Annotated in this window: 19 protein-coding genes; 7 read left to right on the plus strand and 12 right to left on the minus strand. The window is 70.1% G+C overall.

Annotation, left to right across the window (positions count from 1 at the left end; translation table 11 throughout):
- The first annotated feature begins 977 nt into the window (after positions 1 to 977).
- Positions 978 to 1,412, plus strand: a complete 435-nt coding sequence (locus tag N4P33_RS00235; protein ID WP_061441674.1) for a hypothetical protein — start codon at positions 978 to 980, stop codon at positions 1,410 to 1,412.
- A gap of 192 nt (positions 1,413 to 1,604) precedes the next feature.
- On the opposite strand, the gene N4P33_RS00240 is transcribed toward N4P33_RS00235, so the two are convergent.
- The 7 genes from N4P33_RS00240 to N4P33_RS00270 form a co-directional block, all read right to left on the minus strand.
- Entirely contained in the window at positions 1,605 to 2,345 is a 741-nt protein-coding gene (locus N4P33_RS00240; RefSeq protein WP_061441675.1) for a DUF1775 domain-containing protein, read from the minus strand.
- A gap of 764 nt (positions 2,346 to 3,109) precedes the next feature.
- Positions 3,110 to 3,574, minus strand: coding sequence for a DUF3093 domain-containing protein (locus tag N4P33_RS00245; protein WP_061446809.1), 465 nt, complete (start codon positions 3,572 to 3,574; stop codon positions 3,110 to 3,112).
- Positions 3,575 to 3,606: 32 nt separating this feature from the next.
- Positions 3,607 to 4,131 carry a carbonic anhydrase gene (locus N4P33_RS00250; protein ID WP_061441676.1) on the minus strand — a complete coding sequence of 175 codons (525 nt, stop codon included), beginning with the start codon at positions 4,129 to 4,131 and terminating at the stop codon, positions 3,607 to 3,609.
- A 22-nt stretch (positions 4,132 to 4,153) separates the two neighbouring features.
- Positions 4,154 to 4,825 carry a thioredoxin domain-containing protein gene (locus N4P33_RS00255; protein ID WP_061441677.1) on the minus strand — a complete coding sequence of 224 codons (672 nt, stop codon included), beginning with the start codon at positions 4,823 to 4,825 and terminating at the stop codon, positions 4,154 to 4,156.
- Positions 4,822 to 6,864 carry a cytochrome c oxidase assembly protein gene (locus tag N4P33_RS00260; RefSeq protein ID WP_136236442.1) on the minus strand — a complete coding sequence of 681 codons (2,043 nt, stop codon included), beginning with the start codon at positions 6,862 to 6,864 and terminating at the stop codon, positions 4,822 to 4,824. The genes N4P33_RS00255 and N4P33_RS00260 overlap by 4 nt, the downstream gene beginning before the upstream one ends.
- Positions 6,854 to 7,459: a copper resistance CopC family protein gene (locus N4P33_RS00265; protein WP_061441679.1), complete on the minus strand. Its 606-nt coding sequence runs from the start codon at positions 7,457 to 7,459 to the stop codon at positions 6,854 to 6,856. Before N4P33_RS00265 ends, N4P33_RS00260 begins: the two co-directional genes overlap by 11 nt.
- A gap of 87 nt (positions 7,460 to 7,546) precedes the next feature.
- On the minus strand, positions 7,547 to 8,224 hold the full coding sequence (locus N4P33_RS00270) for a hypothetical protein (protein WP_061441680.1): 678 nt from the start codon (positions 8,222 to 8,224) through the stop codon (positions 7,547 to 7,549).
- A 274-nt stretch (positions 8,225 to 8,498) separates the two neighbouring features.
- Between N4P33_RS00270 and N4P33_RS00275 the strand changes: the two genes are divergently transcribed.
- Positions 8,499 to 9,410 carry a cation diffusion facilitator family transporter gene (locus N4P33_RS00275; RefSeq protein ID WP_061441681.1) on the plus strand — a complete coding sequence of 304 codons (912 nt, stop codon included), beginning with the start codon at positions 8,499 to 8,501 and terminating at the stop codon, positions 9,408 to 9,410.
- A gap of 100 nt (positions 9,411 to 9,510) precedes the next feature.
- Here N4P33_RS00275 and N4P33_RS00280 read toward each other — a convergent pair whose 3' ends face one another.
- Together N4P33_RS00280 and N4P33_RS00285 are read right to left on the minus strand one after the other, a co-directional pair.
- Positions 9,511 to 10,149 (minus strand): DUF305 domain-containing protein, encoded by a 639-nt coding sequence (locus N4P33_RS00280; RefSeq protein ID WP_107071650.1) that lies wholly within the window; start codon positions 10,147 to 10,149, stop codon positions 9,511 to 9,513.
- Positions 10,146 to 10,793 (minus strand): DUF3105 domain-containing protein, encoded by a 648-nt coding sequence (locus tag N4P33_RS00285; RefSeq protein WP_061441683.1) that lies wholly within the window; start codon positions 10,791 to 10,793, stop codon positions 10,146 to 10,148. Before N4P33_RS00285 ends, N4P33_RS00280 begins: the two co-directional genes overlap by 4 nt.
- Before the next feature lie 672 nt (positions 10,794 to 11,465).
- Between N4P33_RS00285 and N4P33_RS00290 the strand changes: the two genes are divergently transcribed.
- Genes N4P33_RS00290 through N4P33_RS00300 form a run of 3 tightly spaced genes read left to right on the plus strand, consistent with a single transcriptional unit; the run spans position 11,466 to position 13,170 of the window.
- Positions 11,466 to 11,801 carry a helix-turn-helix transcriptional regulator gene (locus tag N4P33_RS00290; protein WP_061441684.1) on the plus strand — a complete coding sequence of 112 codons (336 nt, stop codon included), beginning with the start codon at positions 11,466 to 11,468 and terminating at the stop codon, positions 11,799 to 11,801.
- Positions 11,801 to 12,559: a cation transporter gene (locus N4P33_RS00295; RefSeq protein WP_061441685.1), complete on the plus strand. Its 759-nt coding sequence runs from the start codon at positions 11,801 to 11,803 to the stop codon at positions 12,557 to 12,559. The genes N4P33_RS00290 and N4P33_RS00295 overlap by 1 nt, the downstream gene beginning before the upstream one ends.
- Positions 12,556 to 13,170 (plus strand): isoprenylcysteine carboxylmethyltransferase family protein, encoded by a 615-nt coding sequence (locus N4P33_RS00300; RefSeq protein WP_061441686.1) that lies wholly within the window; start codon positions 12,556 to 12,558, stop codon positions 13,168 to 13,170. The genes N4P33_RS00295 and N4P33_RS00300 overlap by 4 nt, the downstream gene beginning before the upstream one ends.
- Positions 13,171 to 13,211: 41 nt before the next feature.
- On the opposite strand, the gene N4P33_RS00305 is transcribed toward N4P33_RS00300, so the two are convergent.
- From N4P33_RS00305 to N4P33_RS00315, 3 genes are read right to left on the minus strand one after another with little or no spacing between them, the layout of a single operon-like run.
- A complete protein-coding gene (locus N4P33_RS00305; RefSeq protein WP_260824141.1) occupies positions 13,212 to 14,420 on the minus strand; it encodes an MFS transporter in 1,209 nt (402 codons plus the stop codon).
- Positions 14,421 to 14,427: 7 nt separating this feature from the next.
- Positions 14,428 to 14,865 carry an ArsI/CadI family heavy metal resistance metalloenzyme gene (locus N4P33_RS00310; protein ID WP_061441688.1) on the minus strand — a complete coding sequence of 146 codons (438 nt, stop codon included), beginning with the start codon at positions 14,863 to 14,865 and terminating at the stop codon, positions 14,428 to 14,430.
- Between the two features lie 29 nt (positions 14,866 to 14,894).
- Positions 14,895 to 16,271, minus strand: coding sequence for an NAD(P)-binding domain-containing protein (locus N4P33_RS00315; protein WP_181849372.1), 1,377 nt, complete (start codon positions 16,269 to 16,271; stop codon positions 14,895 to 14,897).
- 128 nt (positions 16,272 to 16,399) lie between these two features.
- Here N4P33_RS00315 and N4P33_RS00320 point away from each other — a divergent pair, with 128 nt between their 5' ends.
- Positions 16,400 to 17,455 (plus strand): NAD(P)/FAD-dependent oxidoreductase, encoded by a 1,056-nt coding sequence (locus tag N4P33_RS00320; protein WP_061441689.1) that lies wholly within the window; start codon positions 16,400 to 16,402, stop codon positions 17,453 to 17,455.
- Positions 17,456 to 17,494: 39 nt separating this feature from the next.
- The gene (locus N4P33_RS00325) at positions 17,495 to 17,866 is read left to right on the plus strand and encodes a helix-turn-helix transcriptional regulator (protein WP_061441690.1); all 372 of its coding nucleotides are present in this window, start codon (positions 17,495 to 17,497) and stop codon (positions 17,864 to 17,866) included.
- Positions 17,867 to 17,875: the final 9 nt, after the last annotated feature.

Consider the following 17,875-nt stretch of genomic DNA (forward strand, 5'->3'; position numbering starts at 1 on the left):
TTCTCCTGTCACCGGCCCTGTAGTTCGGCAGCCGGTGTACGTGGGGGAAAGAGGCGAAACTGATCCGTTGCCGTCCCTCTACACGTCGAGGGAACGGCAGAAGCGTCGATCAGGTCCGGCACACGCCAAGGACGGCCAGTCTGCGGCCCGCCACGGAATCACGCGCACCTTGGAACGGTGGCGCGGAATTCGGCGAATCAGGGTGCGGCTGTGCTGGTACGTAGTCTGCGGGCTGCGCATGGTGTACCGCGGGGACGGCCAGTTCGATGCCACGCGAAGGCTGTGCCACCGTCGTCTCGTTCGCATCCCAGCAGTGCGTGGGGTGTTGATTGGCAGGCTCGGTTTGCAGGTACGTGGGGTCCTGCTGCTCCGCCGTTGTCGCGCGGCTGGCGGTGGCAGCCAGCGGTGTGTCGACGCGTGTCGCTGCGGAGAACGCCGGGCCGTGGGAACAGATCAAGACGTGCACGAGCGCAGTGAGCACCAGGAGAACCACCGCTCCGACCAGTGAGTCGGAGCGGGAGCGCTTCAACGCCGCACCCGTCACCATGGACACTGAAGGTAGTGCACTGACTACATAAAGTTCTCATCAGTGATGGCGGACCACACGCCGCGCGTCTCACCAGTTTCACGCCAATCGCCCAGCCAGCAGCGGAGGGCGCCGAAGCCGACAGCGTTCGGTGCACCAGCGGCTGCCGCTGTCGTCATCACCGAATCGGGTGACGAACACGTCCGTTCAGCTCTCCCGTGTACCAGTCCCGAGTACGGCTCTCCGCCGTACGACTCGGCAGTTCAGCCGTCGCCCTATCGGTCTCGGACGAAGCCGCCCGCGACTGAACGCAGCGGTGCCATTCACACGTACTCCTTGCAGACCACGTCTGCCCCTCGTCCCCGGGCGGGCGCGACTGATCCAGGGAGACGCCTTGCTACGGCAGCTACCATCCGCACCCGTAACCCGTCCCCTCCCCGCCGCTCGTGGGATGCCGCGGGCCGCGGTGATCGGAATCCTTGCGCTGATGCCGCTGGTCGGTGCCTGCAGCGGGGGCGAGGACGACCCTGCATCGCAGGGCAAGCAAGCGGTCGCAGCCGCCCCTGCGGCCGGTGTCGTGGCACCGGCGAAGGTCGAGATGATCGCCGGTCTCACCGGCTGCAAGGCCAACATCCGCGTCGAAGCGGAGCAGTTGCGCGAGGGGTTGTGTCACACCAAGCAGGGTGACTACCTCATCACCACGTTCCCCGAGGACAGGTACCAGCAAGCGTGGCTCAGCACGGCCAGCATGTACGGGGGCAAGTACCTCGTCGGCAAGCGCTGGGTCGTCGCTGCCAAGCCGAAGGCGCTCGAACGGTTCCGGGAAAAGCTCGGCGGGACCATCCGGCAGTTACGGGGTGTGGGTCCGACCCCGAAGGCGTCGTAGCAGCCCTGTTCCCGCACTCGAGGTATACCTAGGCGCCTCGTTCGAACCGGCGGCGTGTCCCGCAGATGGCCCCGAACGTGCAGGCGGTGATGCGTCCTCCGGACGCATCACCTACCCAGCTCTTCGTGACCACTGCCACCGGGGAAGACGGCTCGTCAGGCTGCTGCTACGCCCCGCCCCAGTGGCCACCAGTCAGCTCTGGCTGCCGGGGGTCCGGCGCCTCATGAGCCACCAGGCCCCTCCGCCGAGAACGGCCAAGGCCACGACGATGCCGCCAATGACGAGGCCCGTCGAGCTGTCCTCGTCCTTCTCGTCAGCGGCGGTCTCGGTGGTGTCCGCGGACGCCGTGGGAGACGACGGCGTCGTGGTGGACGGTGTGGGGCTGGGGGTCTCGGGAGCCCTGGGACTCGGGCTGATCGGCGTAGCGCCCGGGGCGGCCGCCTTCAGTTCGAGGACGGGAGCGGGCTGCTCCGACTCCTCGCCTCCCTTGGACAACTCGATCCAGCGGGAGATCTTGCCGTCGCTGTAGGTCTCGATCGTCTTGAAGGCGAGGCTCTCGGCATCCGGCAGCTGGCGGACCTTGATCTGGTACTCGGCATCGACGCCCATCTTCAAGGTGGGGCCGCCGAGGGTGTAGCCGTCGTCGCCGGCCTTCAGCTTCCAGCCCTTGGGCGCTTCGCCCAGTGTCACGTCACCGGGGGCGATGCCATCGGGCAGAACGACACGCAGCTGGGTGAAACCGGCCGAGTCGGATTCGGCTTCGGAGACAAAGGTGAGCGTGACGTTCTCGGCGAGCGCCTGCGGGTTGTCCGCCTCGACCTCCGAGTGCGCGGCGGCGGTTCCGGTCAGGGCGAGGGCAGCCGTCAGGGTGAAGGCGCTGACCACACCGAGCCGACGAGTGACGCGGCCGAAGCCGTGAGGGGATGAAGACACGGGTGAACTCCTTGCTGGTGAGTCCGGGTCGGCCGAGGCCGGGCCCGGAGAGAGGACGAGAAGAGACGTGCTCTCTCCTCGGAGGTCCTCTCCGCACCAGTGCGTGTGCCAGGATCCGGGCCCACACCCTCCCCGGGTTGAGGAACCGGCCGACGAGCCGCGGCAAGGGCAGCTGCTCAGCTTGGGAGCCACCGGTCAGGTACGACACCAGGCCGGCCGGGAAGATCACCGCGACGGCCGCGGCTCTCATGATCCGGCCGGCGGACAGGGCGGCGACAACCGCCCTGTCGGCCCGCTGTAGAAGCCAGGCCGCCACCAGCGCCGCGCATGTATGAGCCGTGGTCATGACGACCCCGGCGTGGTGCCAGGCATGCCCGTCTCCTGTGGTCACTCCGGCGGCGCCGGCGTGAGCGGTGTGGACGGCCGCTGCTCGAACGCTGCCGTCTTCCGCGGCCAACGCGGTGTGCAGCACGGCCTGTGCCGCAAGGGTGCAGCTCATGACCGTCGTCAGAACCATCGGACGACGGGCGAAGGGCCACACGAGCACGAACTGAGCGGCCGCGAGAGCGGTCATCAGACGCCACGGGACCGGGCCTTCGACCACCGCGTGATGACCGAGAGCCGCGAGCAGGCTGCCGACGAGTGCGAACAGCCCAGCGCGGACGGACGCCTCCGTGCGACCCGTCCACAGGTCCGCGGCGTCGCGACTCGTCACCCGATCACCCGGCACAGCCGCCGATACTCCTCCCTTCCGCGTGCTCGTGTCAGGCGGATCCGCGGATCGCCTCAGCCAGCAGCTCGGGTGCTCGGGTGGAGATGTAGACGTACGGGGTGGGGTCCTCCGGGTCGACCACCTCGACCCGGACGGCGGTGGTGATGTAGCCGCGCAGGGCCATGAAGGCCCGTAGGTCCGCCTTGTACGTCCGCCACGCCCTTGCCTCCTCGCCGACGAGGACCTCGGGCTCGCCCAGCGCGTTCAGGGGAATGCGGGCGTCTCCGACAACGAGTAGGTCGGTGGTGACCCTGACCCGCAGGGAGCCCTGCGAGCTGACGTAGGCGCCGGCCAGGCCGGCGCCCGCGGTCCAGGCGATGAGGGCGGCGATCAGGCCGAAGGGCATGAAGACCAGAGCCATGGAGAAGCCGAACAGGGCGGCGATGACCCACCAGGTCTTGGGAGCGGTGAGGCGTTCGTCGTAGGTGAGGTTCTTGCTGGCGGTCACTGCGGTCACCTTGTCGTATACGTCGGGCGCTGTGGGCCTGTTCACAGCGGGAGGAACACGCTCGTGCGGGCGTCGTACTGGGAGGTGGAGCCGGTGTCGACCTCGTAGTACCAGGCATGCAGGCGCAGGGAGCGATCGGCGAGCCGCGGTGTGACACAGGGGTAGTCGCTCAGCTGGTCCAGCTGTGTCAGCGTGTGCCAGTGGCCGGCGGCTGCGATCGCGGACGGTTCGTCGTCACCCGCCACCGCGTCGTCGACGGCCTCGCAACGCGAGTGGCCGCACACGATGATGTCGGTGACCTTCAGGTCACGCACGGCGTGTTCGACGGTCCGTGTCTCGGCGGTGTGCTTCCAGGGGTCGTACGGCGGGATCAGGCCGCCCTGGTTGCGCAGTTCGTAGAGGTCGCCCGGTCGACTGGCGGTGAGCAGGGCCGGGACGAGCCGGGCGTCCGAGCAAGTGATGAACATCGCGCGGGGCCTGCGCACTTGCGCGTGCTCTGTGAGGTCCAGGCTGTGAGCGGCCGCGCGGGCCCGGAACACGCGAGCCTGATCGATCAGGTACTCCATGAGCTGCGGCCTCCCTCCCTGATCAGTCGGACAGTCGCTCATCGATGAGGGCCTTGAACTGCTCGTAGGAGGCGGGGTTGGGGATCTTGCGGCCGTCGAGGAAGAAGGTGGGCGTGCCCTGGACTCCCAGTCCGAGGCCGTCGCGCTGGTCGGCCTGGACACGTGCCGCGGTCTTCGGGTCGGCCAGGTCCGCGTCGAACTTCTTCATGTCGAGGCCGAGTTCCTCGGCGTAACCGCGGAAGACGTCCTCCTTCGACTCCTGGGCCTCGCCCCATTCCTTCTGGGTGGTGAAGAGCTTGGTGTACATCTCCTCGAACTTGCCCTGCCGAGCTGCCGCTTCCACGGTGCGGGCGGAGAGTTCGCCGTTGCGGTGGCCGGGCATCGGGAAGTAGCGGGCGACGAAGGTGACCCGGTCTCCATACTCCTCACGGAGCTTCTCGACGACCGGGAAGTAGGCGCCGCACGCCTCGCACTCGAAGTCCAGGAACTCCACGAGGGTCAGTTCGCTGTTGGCCGGGTCGGTGAGCCGGTGGCTGGATTCCCGTACCGGCATGGCCTCGGCGGCCGGCTGGACGTCCAGGCCGCCGTTTCCGCGCCGGTTGTCGGGAGAGAGCAGCAGGTAGGAGCCGATCGCGGCGGCGAAGCCCGCCACGAGCACGGCGGCGACGATCAGGTGCTTGGTCAGCCTCTTCATGTTTCCTTCTTCGCGGTCTCGGGTGCGGCCGTGCGCCGGTCACGGGCGTGGAGGCCAGCCAGGTAGGCGTTGTAGGCGGCGAGGGGGTCGTTGCCGTCGCCGCGTTCGATCTGGCGGTCCACGCGGCGGGCTTCGCGCAGGTCCGCCCGGATCCACTGGATCGCCAGGATGATCGTGGTGATCAGAACGGGGATGTCACCGGTGGCCCAGGCGATGGCACCGGCGTCGTACTGGTCGTCCATCGGCTCCTCGACCCAGGGCCGGTCGAGCAGGGACCACCAGCCCTCTCCGATCAGGGCGCTGGAGCTCATCAGCGAGATGCTGAACCAGGAGTGGAACGGCATCGTGAGGATCAGCACGAACAGGCGGCCCAGGTGGGGCGGGCGGCGCGGCCCGGGGTCGACGCCGATGATCACCCAGAAGAAGAGCAGGCCGACCGCGAGGAAGTGCACCATCATGAACAGGTGTCCGAGGTGGCTGCCCATCAGCGTCTCGAAGAGCGAGGTGTAGTAGACGACGAAGGCGCTGCCGATGAACAGCAGGCTCGCCACCACCGGGTTCGAAAGGAGCCGCACGTAGCGGCTGTGCAGCAGCTTGAGCAGCATCTCGCGGGGCCCGTCCGGCTCCCCCTTGGGCGCGGCAGGAAAGGCGCGGAGGGCAAGGGTGGCGGGGGCGCCCAGCACGAGCAGGATGGGCACGGTCATCGCAAGGATCATGTGCTGGCCCATGTGCACGCTGAACAGCACCTTGCCGTACACCGCCAGGCCGCTCATCGTCGTCAGCACGGTGACCGCCAGGCCCAGCAGCCAGGAGATCGTCCGTCCGACGGGCCATCGGTCGCCGCGGGCGCGCAGCTTGCGCACACCGTTCAGGTACAGCAGCGCGGCAGCTGCCGTGCCGAAGGCGAACAGCGGGTCGAAGTGCCATTGGGTGAACAATGGCGTCCAGGGGAAGTCGCCAAGTTCGGGCGGCATGGGAAAGCCCAGCAGTTCCTCGGTCGGGGAGACCGAGGTGTCGGGGCCGGGTGCCGGGGTGCGCGACAGGCCGACGGCGAGTCCCATCGCCGCCGCCATGAGCAGCAGTTCACCGATCGCGAGCTGGACAAACGCTCGCCGTCTGCCGGTTCGCAGCGTCGGCAGGGTGCGGCGGCGGTGCCACCAGCCGATGCCGCCCAGCGCGGCGAGGGCCACCGTCTTGGCGATGACCATCAGCCCGTACGCGCTGGTGAAGAGGGTCTCCGGGGAAGGCAGCCGGACCACGGCGTTGACGATTCCGGAGGCCGCGACCGCGAGCAGGGCCCAGGCGGCGAGCGGGCTGAAGCGGCGGGCCGCGTCCGCCGCCTCCTCCTCGCGCCTGGCGGCCACGACCAGGACGAAGAGGAGTCCGCCGACCCAGACCGCGATGCCCAGCAGGTGCAGGGCCAGGCTGGTGACCGCGGCGTCGTGATTGCCGGAGGCCGCCGAGTGCCCGCTGAACGCCGGCGGCAGCAGCCCCGCCAGGGCCACGACGAACGCCAGACGGGCCCAGCGAGCCGTCGTGACTCCCACGCAGAAGGTCGCGGTCGCCGCCCCTGCACCGATCATGAGCGCGTACGAGCGTCCCTGCGCGTCCGTGGCGACGAAGTCCGCCAGCATCGCTGCGGACAGGACATTGCCGACCGGTTGCGCGAAGAGGTCGGCCAGTGTGAACACCATGGCCAGGGCCGCCGCGACAGTCCACGACGCGGCCGCCGCACCGGCCCACGTCAGGTAGCGGAGCTGGGTCGCCGTGAGTCTGCGGCCACCTGGCAGAAGCACGACCACAAGCAGCAGCGCGCCCACGGTGGCCACCGCTCCGACGTCCGTGAGGGTCCGTGCCACCGGCAGCCCCCATACGGTGACCGTGCCCGCATCCGGCAGACCGGGGACCGAGGTGCTTGCTCCTCCCCCGGCCTGCACCATGGCCAGGGCCACAGCGACCGCGCAGACCGTCGCACCGGCCAGCACGAGGGGAAGCCGGGACAGGCGCCGTACCCCGCCCGGCTTTGCCTCAGTCGCCACGGCCGGCCCGCCGCCGACGGCGTACCGCGAAGACGGTTGCACCGGCAGCCACCGCCAGGGCGCCCCCAGTGGCCAGGACAGGCGCGCTCACGCCGGAGGACGCGGGCTCGGCGGTCTGCGCCGACGCGGAAGCCGTCGGCGCCGCGGCACCCGAGGACGGTGCAGGTCCCCCCGTCGCCGGTGCCGAGGGCTGCGCAGTGTCAGTCGGTTTGACGGTGAAGGTGTACGAACCGGAGACCGGGTGGCCGTCGGCGGACACCACGCGGTAGCCCACGGTGTAGCCGCCGGCAGGCGCGTCCGTCCGCAGGGCGAGCGTCACGGTCTTGCCGTCGACCTGTGGGTTGCCGGTGGCGACGGACGAGCCGTCGGCGCCGGTCACGGCTACCTTGGCGTACTTCTCGGTCATTTCGTCGGTGAACGTGAGCGTGGCGCGGGGCGGCAGCCCGGCCAGCACGGCATTCGCTGCAGGGCTGCCGCTCTCCAGTTCCGTGTGGGCAGCGGCCTGCGGAGCCGTGACCGCCAGGGCCGCGAGGGCGGCCGGTACGACGAGGACGCGTGCCGCCGCGCGCGCGGCACGCCGGTTGATGACAGGCATGATGTGGGACTTTCTGTCGTCCCCCGGCGAGGCGAACCGCCGGGACAGGAGGAGCCGGCCCGCCGGGCGGTCCCCGTGTCACACCCGTCAGGGCAGGACCAGGCCGCCGATCAGCATCGGCCGGAAGGAAGCGAAGGGGGCACACTGGCCCGAAGGCGGCGCACGACCCTCCCCACGTCGGGCCAGGACGACAGACCGCAAGGGTGACGTGCTCACACAGGCGGCGACCTGCGGCCCCGAGCCGTGCACACGGCCGAGTACGGTCCAGACGAACAGCAGCAGCCTGCGAACGACGGCCACCAGCGACTTGCTCTGCCACAGCAGCCGCTCGGTGACCCCGAGCAGGCGGGCGGCGATGATCACGGTGACCAGATGTCCGGCCATCAGCACACCTGTCGGCGGCCCGCCATCGGCACCGTGCTCGACCAGGGCGGACAACCCGAGTGGCGCCTCCTGCCGTCCCGTCCCCGTCATCGCCTGGCAGGCACCCGGCAATGAGTAGGCAAGGTGCGAGGCAATCTGTGCGGCCAGCAGGACGCCGATCACCTGGGCGTCGGTGAGTCGGCGCCGCGTCAACAGGACCGCGCCGGGCACCGCCACCACAGCGACCGCCGCGGCGATGACCCACCGTGGCGCGTGGCACTGGTTCAGTGCGTGTCCGGCCAGCGGCAGCAGGACACACAGCACGGCCAGCGCCCCGGCCCGCAGGCCGCGCAGCGCACCGGACGCCGGGGAGGCGGAGCCGGTGGCGGAGAGCGGTCGCATAGGCGGGCCTTCGGAGAACGAGTCGTTCGGTCAGTGGGCGCCGGGACGGCAGCGCCCGGCGCGTCATCAATTGTCGCTGGAAGCGTACTCACCCTCGCTGAGCCGCCTCGCCTCCGGGTCGTCCCTGTCTCCGCATCATGCACGATCTCCACGTTTCCGCAGGTCAGCGTGTTGCTATCGGAGATGACAACGGTCACCGATGCAGCCTTTGCCCCTTTGGTCCAGCCTGTGCTTCCCTGCGGGTGACAGCGCCGGAACGGGAGGGGAAACGATCATGGGCGGGCACAGTCACAACCATGGGGTGGGCGAGCACGCGGCGGGACGGCACCGATGGCGACTCGCCGTGTCCTTCGGGCTGGTCGGTTCGTACTTCGTCGTCGAACTGGCCTACGGGCTGCTGTCGGGTTCGCTGGCGCTGTTGTCGGACGCCGGGCATATGGCAGCGGACGTGGTGGCGCTGGGGGCGGCACTGGTCGCCACGCGCATAGCCCCCCGGCCCGACACCACCGGCCGCCGCACCTACGGCTCCTACCGGGCGGAGGTGTTCGCCTCCCTACTGTCCGTGCTGCTCATGTCCGGCGTCTCGGTGTACGTGGTCGTCGAAGCCGTGGGCCGCATCGGAGCCTCAGCCGAAATCGCCCCCGGTCCCATGCTGGTCGTGGGCGGCATCGGTCTAGCCGTCAACCTTGTGGCGCTGTTTCTTCTGCGCTCCGGCGCGTCCGAGAGCCTGAACGTCAAGGGTGCCTACCTGGAGGTCGTGGCCGACACCGCCGGATCAGTCGGCGTGATCCTGGCGGGCTGGCTGGTCGCCGCGACCGGCCAGCCGCTGTGGGACACCCTGGTCGCCCTCGCCATCGGCGGCTTCGTCGCCGTGCGCGCCGTAGCACTGGGCCGCGAGGTCTTCGCCGTGCTCGGGCAGCACGCCCCGGCGGGTGTGGACCCGGCGACCGTGGCCGACGACCTGGCGGCCGTCAACGGCGTCAAGGACGTCCACGACCTGCACCTATGGACACTCACCTCCGGCATGCACGTGGCCACCGCCCACCTGGTGACCGCCGACCCCGCCGAGGGGCACGCGGTCCTGGACCAGGCCCGCGACCTGCTGCGCGACCGTCACGGCGTCGCCCACGCGACACTCCAGGTCGAGCCGGTCGATCACACGGGATGCGAAAAGGTCGGCTGGTAGGTCCAGCCCCGGGGCGCCTGACCCGCTTCCGCGTCTTCACCCGCTTCCGGCAACTCGCCGGCGTGATGCCCGGCCAGGGCCGTCCCTAGCCGGGCATCACTCAGGCCCCTGCTGTCGCACCCCGCTGGGCGAGCATGTCGGCCATCAGGTCGATCTCGGCCTGCTGCCCATCGACCATGGTTCGGGCCAGCCGTACGAGTGTGCCGTCGTCGGCCATTCTCACCGCACCTCGGGCCATGTCGACACCGCCCCGATGATGGGCGGTCATCAGCCGCAGGTACAGCACCTCGGCATCCTCACCCTCAGCCTCGCGCAACTGATCCAGCTGCGTGTTCGTGGCCATGCCGGGCATGAGCGAGCCATCCTTCGCCTCGTGCATCGAGCCGTGCCCCATCCAGGCCATCGGCGCGTCGGCGGACGACTTGTTCAGCCCCCATGTCTCCAGCCGGCCGAGCAGCATGCCCCGCTGGTTGGCCTGGGTGTTGATGATGTCGTAGGCGAGCCTGCGCACGTCCTCGTCGTCGGTGCGGTCGCGGACGATGAACGACATCTCCACGGCTTGCTGATGGTGGACCGCCATGTCCCGCGCGAAGCCGGCCTCGACGGAACGCTCGCCCGGTGAGGCGGCGTTGGCCGTGCCCTCCGTCGTGCGCCACCACACGGCGAGACCGACGAGGACGGCCACGAGCATGGCGACGACGACTGCAACGGGCAGGCGGCGGGTAGCCGCGCCGGTCATGCGGAGGTCCCTCCCGTGCAAGCCGCACCCGGCTCGGGGGTCTGCACGCCCTGCACATACTTGTCAAGGAACTTCCCCACACGCGGGTCGTCCGCGGAGTCGACGCTCAGTTGCTTGCCCCAGGCCGACAGCATTATCGGCGAGGACTGGTCGGCGTAGGGACTCATCAGCGTGTAGGGAGTCTTCGCGACGCGGTCCTTGAGCGTCTTCACGTCCTTGTCCCCGGCCTTGTCGTTGTACGTGACCCAGACCGCGCCGTGCTCCAGGGAATGCACGGCGTTCGTCTCACCGATCTCCTTGTCGTAGACGTCGCCGTTGCAGTTCATCCAGGCTTGGTTGTGGTCACCGCCGACGGCCGGAGACATCTTGTAGTCGACCGGGGTGGTGACGTGGTTGCGGCCCAGGTCCTTGAAACTCTTCTCGCCCGCCACCGGCTTGGCGGCGGCCGCCGCTTCCGCCTCGTCCCGCTTGTTCGTCCGGTCGATGAAGTACCAGCTCGCGCCTACCACTCCGACCACGACAAGCGCGCTGCAGGTCCAGGTGATGATGCGGTTGCGCCGCTCTCGCGCCGCCTCGGCGCGGCGCATCTCCTCCAACTTCGCGCGACGGGTGGCGCGCTGTTCCTTGGCTCGGGAAGATCCCATGGCATGTCCTTGTCCTCACCGCGGACACAGGGAGCGGTGATGCGATTCAGGCAGTGAATATGACCTGCACACCCGGAGAGCCGGGGGCAGAGAGGCCGACAGGCACGGCGCCGACGGGGGCCGCGCGGTGGGCTTCCTAGGTCAGCTGAATCTGCAATTGGTGGAGACCCGGGGCTAGGACCAGGACCTCCGGTGCTGCGCGAGCCGGCGGTGAGTCCGACGTGAAGGCAGGGCCGGCGATGGCCGTCACTCGATGAGACGGAGCGGGCAAGGAAGAAGTAGGGCCCGTCACGGCCTCGGCGGCCGGGCGGCAGTGGGCGTCATCGGGCGCGTGTTCCCGGTCAGGACAATCATGGTCGGCGATCGTCCGTGCCGCAGCGGGGGAACCGTCTACGCCGACGAGAGCAGAGACTGCGGACGCCCGGGGGGCCGGGCCGTCGGTGTGCGCGCACACCGGCAGGACCCACGCCAGAACAGCGAACAGAGCGCCCCAGCGCAGCAGTCGAAGCGGGGCCACTCGGCTGGCCGCGCCTCGGAAGTCCCCATGCCGGTTACTCACGGCCCGATCGTAGCCAAGGCACGCGGCCCTCGGGGAGCAGGAGATCGAGAACGATTCAGAGACGGCTACAGTTCAGGCTTTCCTGAATCCACAGTCTTCTGTATCGTCAAAACATGCTGTCCATCGCCACCGACATCGACGCCCTGGCACGCTTCGGCCGCGCGCTCGCCGACCCGATCCGCTGTCGCATCCTGCTCGCCCTGAGCAAAGCGCCCGCCCATCCGGCCGACTTGGCCGAGCAACTGGAGATCTCGCGCACCCGGCTCTCAAACCACCTCGCGTGCCTGCGCGACTGCGGCATCGTCGTCGCCGTGCCCGAAGGCCGACGGGTGCGCTACGAACTGGCCGACCCGCGCCTCGGCCATGCCCTGGACGACCTGCGCGGCGCGGTCCTGGCCGTCGAGGCCGACCGCACCTGCCTGGAGGCCGACCAGAAGGGCTGCTGCTGATGGCCACGGCAATATCCCTCGGGCCGGCTCCCGAGCGCCGTGCCCGCCTGACCCGACGAGTACGGCTATTGGTCAGCGCCACCATCGTCTACAACGTCATTGAGGCGATCGTCGCGATCACTGCGGGCAGCCTTGCCTCCTCGACGGCCCTGATCGGCTTCGGGCTTGACTCCGTCGTCGAGGTCTCCTCCGCCGCGGCCGTCGCCTGGCAATTCTCCGCCGCCGACCACACCGTGCGCGAGGCACGCGAGAAGACCGCGCTGCGCATCATCGCCGTCTCCTTCTTCGCGCTCGCCGCCTATGTCACCGTTGATTCCGTTCGAGCCCTCACCGGCACGGGTGAGGCCGAGCATTCCACGCCCGGTATCGTGCTCGCCGCTCTCTCGCTGATCATCATGCCGTTCCTCTCCAGCGCCCAGCGCCGCGCCGGACGCGAACTGGGGCCGGCCTCAGCCGTCGCCGACTCGAAGCAGACTCTGCTGTGCACGTATCTCTCGGGCGTTCTGCTGACCGGGTTGCTCGCCAACTCCCTGCTCGGATGGTCCTGGGCGGACCCGATCGCGGCTCTCGTCATCGCCGCCGTAGCGGTCAAGGAAGGCCGGGAGGCGTGGCGTGGAGACGACTGCTGCGCGGTTCCGGCCGGCGCTCTTCCAAAGGCGGGTCCTGACGGGGCTGCCATACGCACGACGCCTGATGGGTGCGGCTGCGGTCCGGGCTACGCCTGCTGCGGAACTCAGGAGGAGGCGAGCGGCGGATGACCGGTTGGGCGTGGGCGGCACTCGGCCTGTACCTGGTATGGCTGGTGGCGGCGTTCGGCGTCCGCTCGCTGGTTCAGCGCCGCCTGACGGGCGACACCGGTTTCCGCGGCCTGTCCGGAAGTGCTGGATCAGCGGCCTGGTGGGCGGGGGTGCTCTTCGTGGTCGCGCTGCTCGGCGCCGTCGCCGCACCCCTTGCGGCCCTTGCCGGCCTGCCGGGTGTCGTCGAGGACGCTTCGGTGGTGTACGGCGTCGGCACGGCGATCACCATCGTCGGCATCCTGGGCACCCTGGTCGCGCAGAGGGCGATGGGTACTTCGTGGCGCGTCGGCGTGGACGCCGACGAGCGCACCGAACTCGTCACAAACGGGGCCTTCGCGTACGTGCGCAATCCCATCTTCACCGCGATGGCCTTCACCGGCCTCGGACTGACCCTCATGGTGCCCAACGCTGTCGCGCTGATCGCGCTTGCGGCACTGGCCGTTGCTGTCGAACTGCAGGTGCGGGTCGTCGAGGAGCCCTACCTCCGCCGCACCCACGGCGACGCCTACGTCTCCTACGCACGGCGGAGCGGGCGCTTCGTTCCGAAGGTCGGACTCATCAACCCGAAGTGAACGAGCAACTCCGTGCAGAGCGCCCCCGTCCCAAGCACCGATCAGCGCCTGCTGGAAACCGCCGCCAACAGGCCGGCACCCAGTGATACTCCCGCCAGGACCCAGAAGAGGGCGGGATACCCGCCGAGGGCTGCCGCGAGGGCGGCGCCGGCGAAGGGGGCGAGGGCGCCGGCGATCGTGACCGGTGCGGCGAGGAGGCCGGACAGCGTGCCGTTGTGGGTGGCGCCCCAGCGTTCGGTGATGGCGGTGGCCTGGAGCAGCGTGAGGTTTCCCCTGACCATGCCGGCGATGACGGACAGTAGGACCAGGAGCGGGTATGGGCCAGGGGTCATCGCGAGGGACTCGGTGGTTGCGCCGCCGGCCACGATCAGGGCGACCGTGCGTGTGGTGACCGAGGTGCGGCGCACCAGGGCGGAGTAGTGAGCACGGCCGAGCGTCTGGCCTGCGCCGCCCAGCCCGAGGGCCCACGCGGCTGCCGTGGGACTCATGCCTCGCTCGGTCAGCAGTGGGACGAGTGCGATGACGACGGCGAACGTGGCGAAGCCGTTGAGAGTGAGCGCGGCTGCCAGCGTCAGGAACGGGCGGCTGCGAGCGACCGTTTTGCTGTCGCCGGCGTGTTGCTTGGTGTGGGTGGGCAGGGGCGGCCATGGGGCACGCAGCGCCAGGGCGTGTGCGGGGACGGTGACGAGCGCGAGGATCAGGGCGAGGAGTGCGTAGGTGTGTCGCCAGCTGAGGTGCTCGGCCAGCGCGGCCGTGAGAGGTGCGAAGACCGTCGAGGCCAGGCCGCCGGCCAATGTGACCACGGTGAGCGCGCGGACTCGGTCCTCGCCCCACCAGCGGGTGACTGCGGCGAAGGCGGGCTGGTAGAAGGTCGCTGCCATGGCCAGGCCCGCCAGCAGCCAGGCAGCCGTGAATACGGCCAGGTTGGGGGCGTAGGCGAGGGCGAGCACGGCGGTGACGCCGAGAATCGAGCCCACGGTCATGACCGTACGGGGACCACGGCGGTCGAGGATGCGGCCGACGGGTATGCCTGCGAGTGCAGAAACGATCAGTGCGGCTGAGAAGGCACCGGTGGTGGTGGTGGCCGACCAGCCGGTGTCGGCGGTGATCCGCGGGTTCAGGACGGGGAAGGCGTAGTAGACGATTCCCCAGCTGGTGATCTGGGTGGCGCACAGGGCGGGCAGGGCGGCGCGAGGCCGTGACCGGTCCCCTGTTCCGGTCACGGCCTCACTGGTGGGCAGGTGGGTCATCGGCGGATCAGCAGCATCCGGCGGCGTCAGCCGCTTCCTCGGCGTCGGCAGGGCCAGCGCTCTGCTTGGTCAGGGTGTCGGCGTCGCCCTTGACCACGTAGACCTCCCAGGGCTCCTGGCCGGGGCCGTGGACCCAGACCTTGTCCTGCAGGGCGTAGCAGCAGGCCGTGTCGCTCTCCTCGGCCGTCACCAGCCCCGCTGCGCTCAGCCGGGTGGTGGCCGCGTGGACGGCTTGCGTGCTGCCGACCTCGACACCGAGGTGGTCCATGCGGGTCGCCGCGTCCGCCTCGCCTTCGATCAGGACGAGCTTGAGCGGGGGCTCGGTGATGGCGAAGTTGGCGTAGCCGTCGCGGAGTTTGGCGGGCTCGACACCGAAGAGTTTCGTGTAGAAGGCGACGGACGCGGAGAGATCCGGTACTCGTAGGGCGAGTTGCACGCGGGACATGGTGAACCTCCTGGGGACGGGTCGGTGTGTCAGCAGCCGCCGGAGGCGGCCGGGGCACCGACACCGATCTGCAGGGTGGCGGGGGCGGCGCAGCAACCTCCGCCTTCGCCGCTCTGCTCGGCTTCCCGCTCGTCGAACAGGCCAGCGCCGCCGCATACGCCGGTCTCCGGCAGGGTCAGCTCGACGCGTTCAGCGGCCTCGTGGTCTCCGGCGAGGGCGGCCGTAATGGAGCGGACCTGCTCGTAGCCGGTCATGGCGAGGAAGGTTGGGGCGCGGCCGTAGGACTTCATGCCGACCAGGTAGACGTCCTGCTCCGGGTGGGAGAGCTCCTTGACGCCGTGCGGGTAGACGGTGCCGCAGGAGTGGACGTTCGGGTCGATCAGCGGGGCGAGTGCGGTCGGGGCCTGGAGGCGCTCGTCGAGGCCGAGACGGAGCTCGGAGACGAAGGAGAGGTCGGGGCGGAAGCCGGTCAGGACGATGACCTCGTCGACCGGGTCCAGACGGCGGCCGTCCTCGGCGACCAGGACCAGCCGGTCGCCGTCCCGTTCGACCGCTTCCGTACGGAAACCGGTGACGGCGCTCGCGTGCCCCTTCTCCACCGCCGCCTTGGCACGCAGGCCGAGTGCGCCGCGGGCCGGGAGCTGGTCGGCCTCGCCGCCGCCGTACGTGGCCTCGCCGATGCCCCGGCGCAGGATCCAGACCGCGTGCGTGTCCGCCTCTTCCCCGGCCAGGTCGGCGAGCAAGGCGAGGGCGGTGAAGGCGGAGGCACCGGAGCCGACGACCGCCGTGCGCTTGCCGGCGTAGCGGCCTCGGACGGCCGGGTCCGTCAGGTCGGGGACGCGGTAGGTGATGTGCTCGGCCGTCTTCTTCTCGCCGAGGGCGGGGATGCCGTTTGCGCCCATCGGGCTGGGCACGGACCAGGTGCCGGAGGCGTCGATGACGGCGCGGGCGGTGATCCGCTCCTCGCCGCCGTCCGCCGTCTCAATGTGCACGGTGAAGGGCTGCTCCTCGCGGCCGGAGTCGACGATCCGGTCGCGGCCGGCGCGGGCCACGCCCGTGACGGTGGCTCCGTAGCGGACCTTGTCGCCGAGGACGTCGGCGAGCGGCTGGAGGTAGCGCTCGGCCCAGTCGCCGCCGGTCGGGTACGTCGCCCCTTCGGGGCGGACCCAGCCGGTCGGGGCGAGCAGCTTCTCGGCGGCCGGGTCGGTGACCTCGGCCCAGGTCGAGAACAGGCGGACGTGCGCCCACTCGCGCACGGCGGTGGCAGCGGAGTGGCCGGCCTCCAGCACCAGGGGCTCGATGCCGCGCTCGACGAGGTGCGCGGCTGCGGCCAGGCCGACGGGGCCGGCGCCGATGACCACGACGGGCTGCTGGTGGTCGGTGGTGGACACGCTGGTGTTGGACACGGCGACGACACTCCCTTTTGCTTCGACATCTGTCGATCCCTTGCGAGATCAGCATGACACCTGATTCGATGGACGTCAACATAGACATTCATCGAAACCGCAGATCTGAGTAACCCGAGGGAGTAGGCATGGAACACGTCGACGTGGTGGTCATCGGTGGAGGTCAGTCCGGACTGGCCGCCGCGCACGCCCTGCGCGAGCAGGGTCTGGCACCGGTGATCCTGGAGGTGTCCGAGCAGCCGGCGGGGTCGTGGCCGCGCTACTACGACAGCCTCACCCTCTTCTCCCCCGCGGCCCGCAGCTCCCTGCCGGGTCTGCCGTTCGGCGGCGACCCGGACCGTTACCCGCACCGGGACGAGGTCGTCGCCTACCTGCTGCGTTACGCCGAACGCCTGGACGCCGACGTCCGCACCGGCACGCGCGTGCAGGAGGTGAGCATGAGCGACGGAGCCTTCAGCCTCACCCTGGAAACCGGCGACCGTATGACGGCCCGGGGTGTCGTGGCCGCCTCCGGAACCTTCGGCCGGCCTCACCGTCCTGCTCTCCCTGGGCTGGACGACTTCACGGGCACCGTGCTACACACCGCCGAGTACAGGAGGCCAGAGCCACTAGCCGGGCAGCGGGTGGTGGTCGTCGGGGCCGGCAACTCGGCGACGCAGATCGCCGCCGAGCTGGCCGCACACGCCCGGGTGACGCTCGCGGCCCGGCATCCGGTGCGGTTCGCCCGGCAGCGCCCGCTGGGCCGGGACCTGCACTGGTGGCTGCAGCGGACAGGGCTCGACACCCTGCCGGTGGGCAGGTTCCTGCGCACGCCGCCGACACAGTTGGTGATCGACGACGGCCGCTACCGTGCCGCGGTCGCAGCCGGCGCCCCCGACCTGCGCCCGGTGTTCAGCGCGATCGACGGCACGAAGGCGACATGGACCGACGGCGCCACCGAGGAGATCGACACGATCGTCCTGGCCACCGGCTATCGACCCGACCTCGGCTATCTGCGCCCGCTCGGCGCCCTCGACGCCGACGGCCACCCGCGCCACCGGGAGGGGCTGTCGACCACCCATCCCGGACTGGCGTACGTCGGCCTGGAATGGCAGCGCAGCCTCTCCTCGAACACCCTGCGCGGGGTCGGCAGGGACGCCGCCCGGGTCGTCCGGCGCCTCATCGCCCACCTCGGCGCCCGCTGACTCTGGCCGCTCTAGTTCGACGTGTGTCAACATAGACGTATGTCGAACGTCAGGGCACTGCCGCTTCTGGACCGATCCGAGGCCCCCGCCGCCGCGGTGGTGCCGTGCTGCCCGCCACTGAGCGAGCGCCCCTTCACCGCCGAGGAGGCCGAGCGGACCGCCCGCATGTTCAAGGCCCTCGGCGACCCGGTGCGGCTGCGGCTGTTCTCGGCCGTCGCCTCCCACGAGGGCGGCGAGGCGTGCGTGTGCGACATCTCCGACGTCGGCGTCTCCCAGCCGACCGTCTCCCACCACCTGAAGAAGCTCAAGGAAGCCGGCCTGCTCACGTCCGAGCGGCGCGGCACCTGGGTCTACTACCGGGTCGAGCCGTCGGTGCTGGCGGCGATGGGACAGCTGCTGGCCGTTCGGTAGCGCACGCGG

Origin of the sequence: Streptomyces sp. 15-116A, from assembly GCF_025290915.1 — a bacterium.
Lineage (GTDB): Bacteria > Actinomycetota > Actinomycetes > Streptomycetales > Streptomycetaceae > Streptomyces.

Bases quoted from the DNA above. Each gene is read 5' to 3' on its own strand.
- N4P33_RS00235 (WP_061441674.1), top strand. From the start codon at position 978: ATGCCGCGGGCCGCGGTGATCGGAATCCTTGCGCTGATGCCGCTGGTC.
- N4P33_RS00250 (WP_061441676.1), bottom strand. From the start codon at position 4,131: ATGGAGTACCTGATCGATCAGGCTCGCGTGTTCCGGGCCCGCGCGGCC.
- N4P33_RS00255 (WP_061441677.1), bottom strand. From the start codon at position 4,825: ATGAAGAGGCTGACCAAGCACCTGATCGTCGCCGCCGTGCTCGTGGCG.
- N4P33_RS00265 (WP_061441679.1), bottom strand. From the start codon at position 7,459: ATGCCTGTCATCAACCGGCGTGCCGCGCGCGCGGCGGCACGCGTCCTC.
- N4P33_RS00270 (WP_061441680.1), bottom strand. From the start codon at position 8,224: ATGCGACCGCTCTCCGCCACCGGCTCCGCCTCCCCGGCGTCCGGTGCG.
- N4P33_RS00275 (WP_061441681.1), top strand. From the start codon at position 8,499: ATGGGCGGGCACAGTCACAACCATGGGGTGGGCGAGCACGCGGCGGGA.
- N4P33_RS00280 (WP_107071650.1), bottom strand. From the start codon at position 10,149: ATGACCGGCGCGGCTACCCGCCGCCTGCCCGTTGCAGTCGTCGTCGCC.
- N4P33_RS00285 (WP_061441683.1), bottom strand. From the start codon at position 10,793: ATGGGATCTTCCCGAGCCAAGGAACAGCGCGCCACCCGTCGCGCGAAG.
- N4P33_RS00290 (WP_061441684.1), top strand. From the start codon at position 11,466: ATGCTGTCCATCGCCACCGACATCGACGCCCTGGCACGCTTCGGCCGC.
- N4P33_RS00295 (WP_061441685.1), top strand. From the start codon at position 11,801: ATGGCCACGGCAATATCCCTCGGGCCGGCTCCCGAGCGCCGTGCCCGC.
- N4P33_RS00300 (WP_061441686.1), top strand. From the start codon at position 12,556: ATGACCGGTTGGGCGTGGGCGGCACTCGGCCTGTACCTGGTATGGCTG.
- N4P33_RS00305 (WP_260824141.1), bottom strand. From the start codon at position 14,420: ATGACCCACCTGCCCACCAGTGAGGCCGTGACCGGAACAGGGGACCGG.
- N4P33_RS00310 (WP_061441688.1), bottom strand. From the start codon at position 14,865: ATGTCCCGCGTGCAACTCGCCCTACGAGTACCGGATCTCTCCGCGTCC.
- N4P33_RS00320 (WP_061441689.1), top strand. From the start codon at position 16,400: ATGGAACACGTCGACGTGGTGGTCATCGGTGGAGGTCAGTCCGGACTG.
- N4P33_RS00325 (WP_061441690.1), top strand. From the start codon at position 17,495: ATGTCGAACGTCAGGGCACTGCCGCTTCTGGACCGATCCGAGGCCCCC.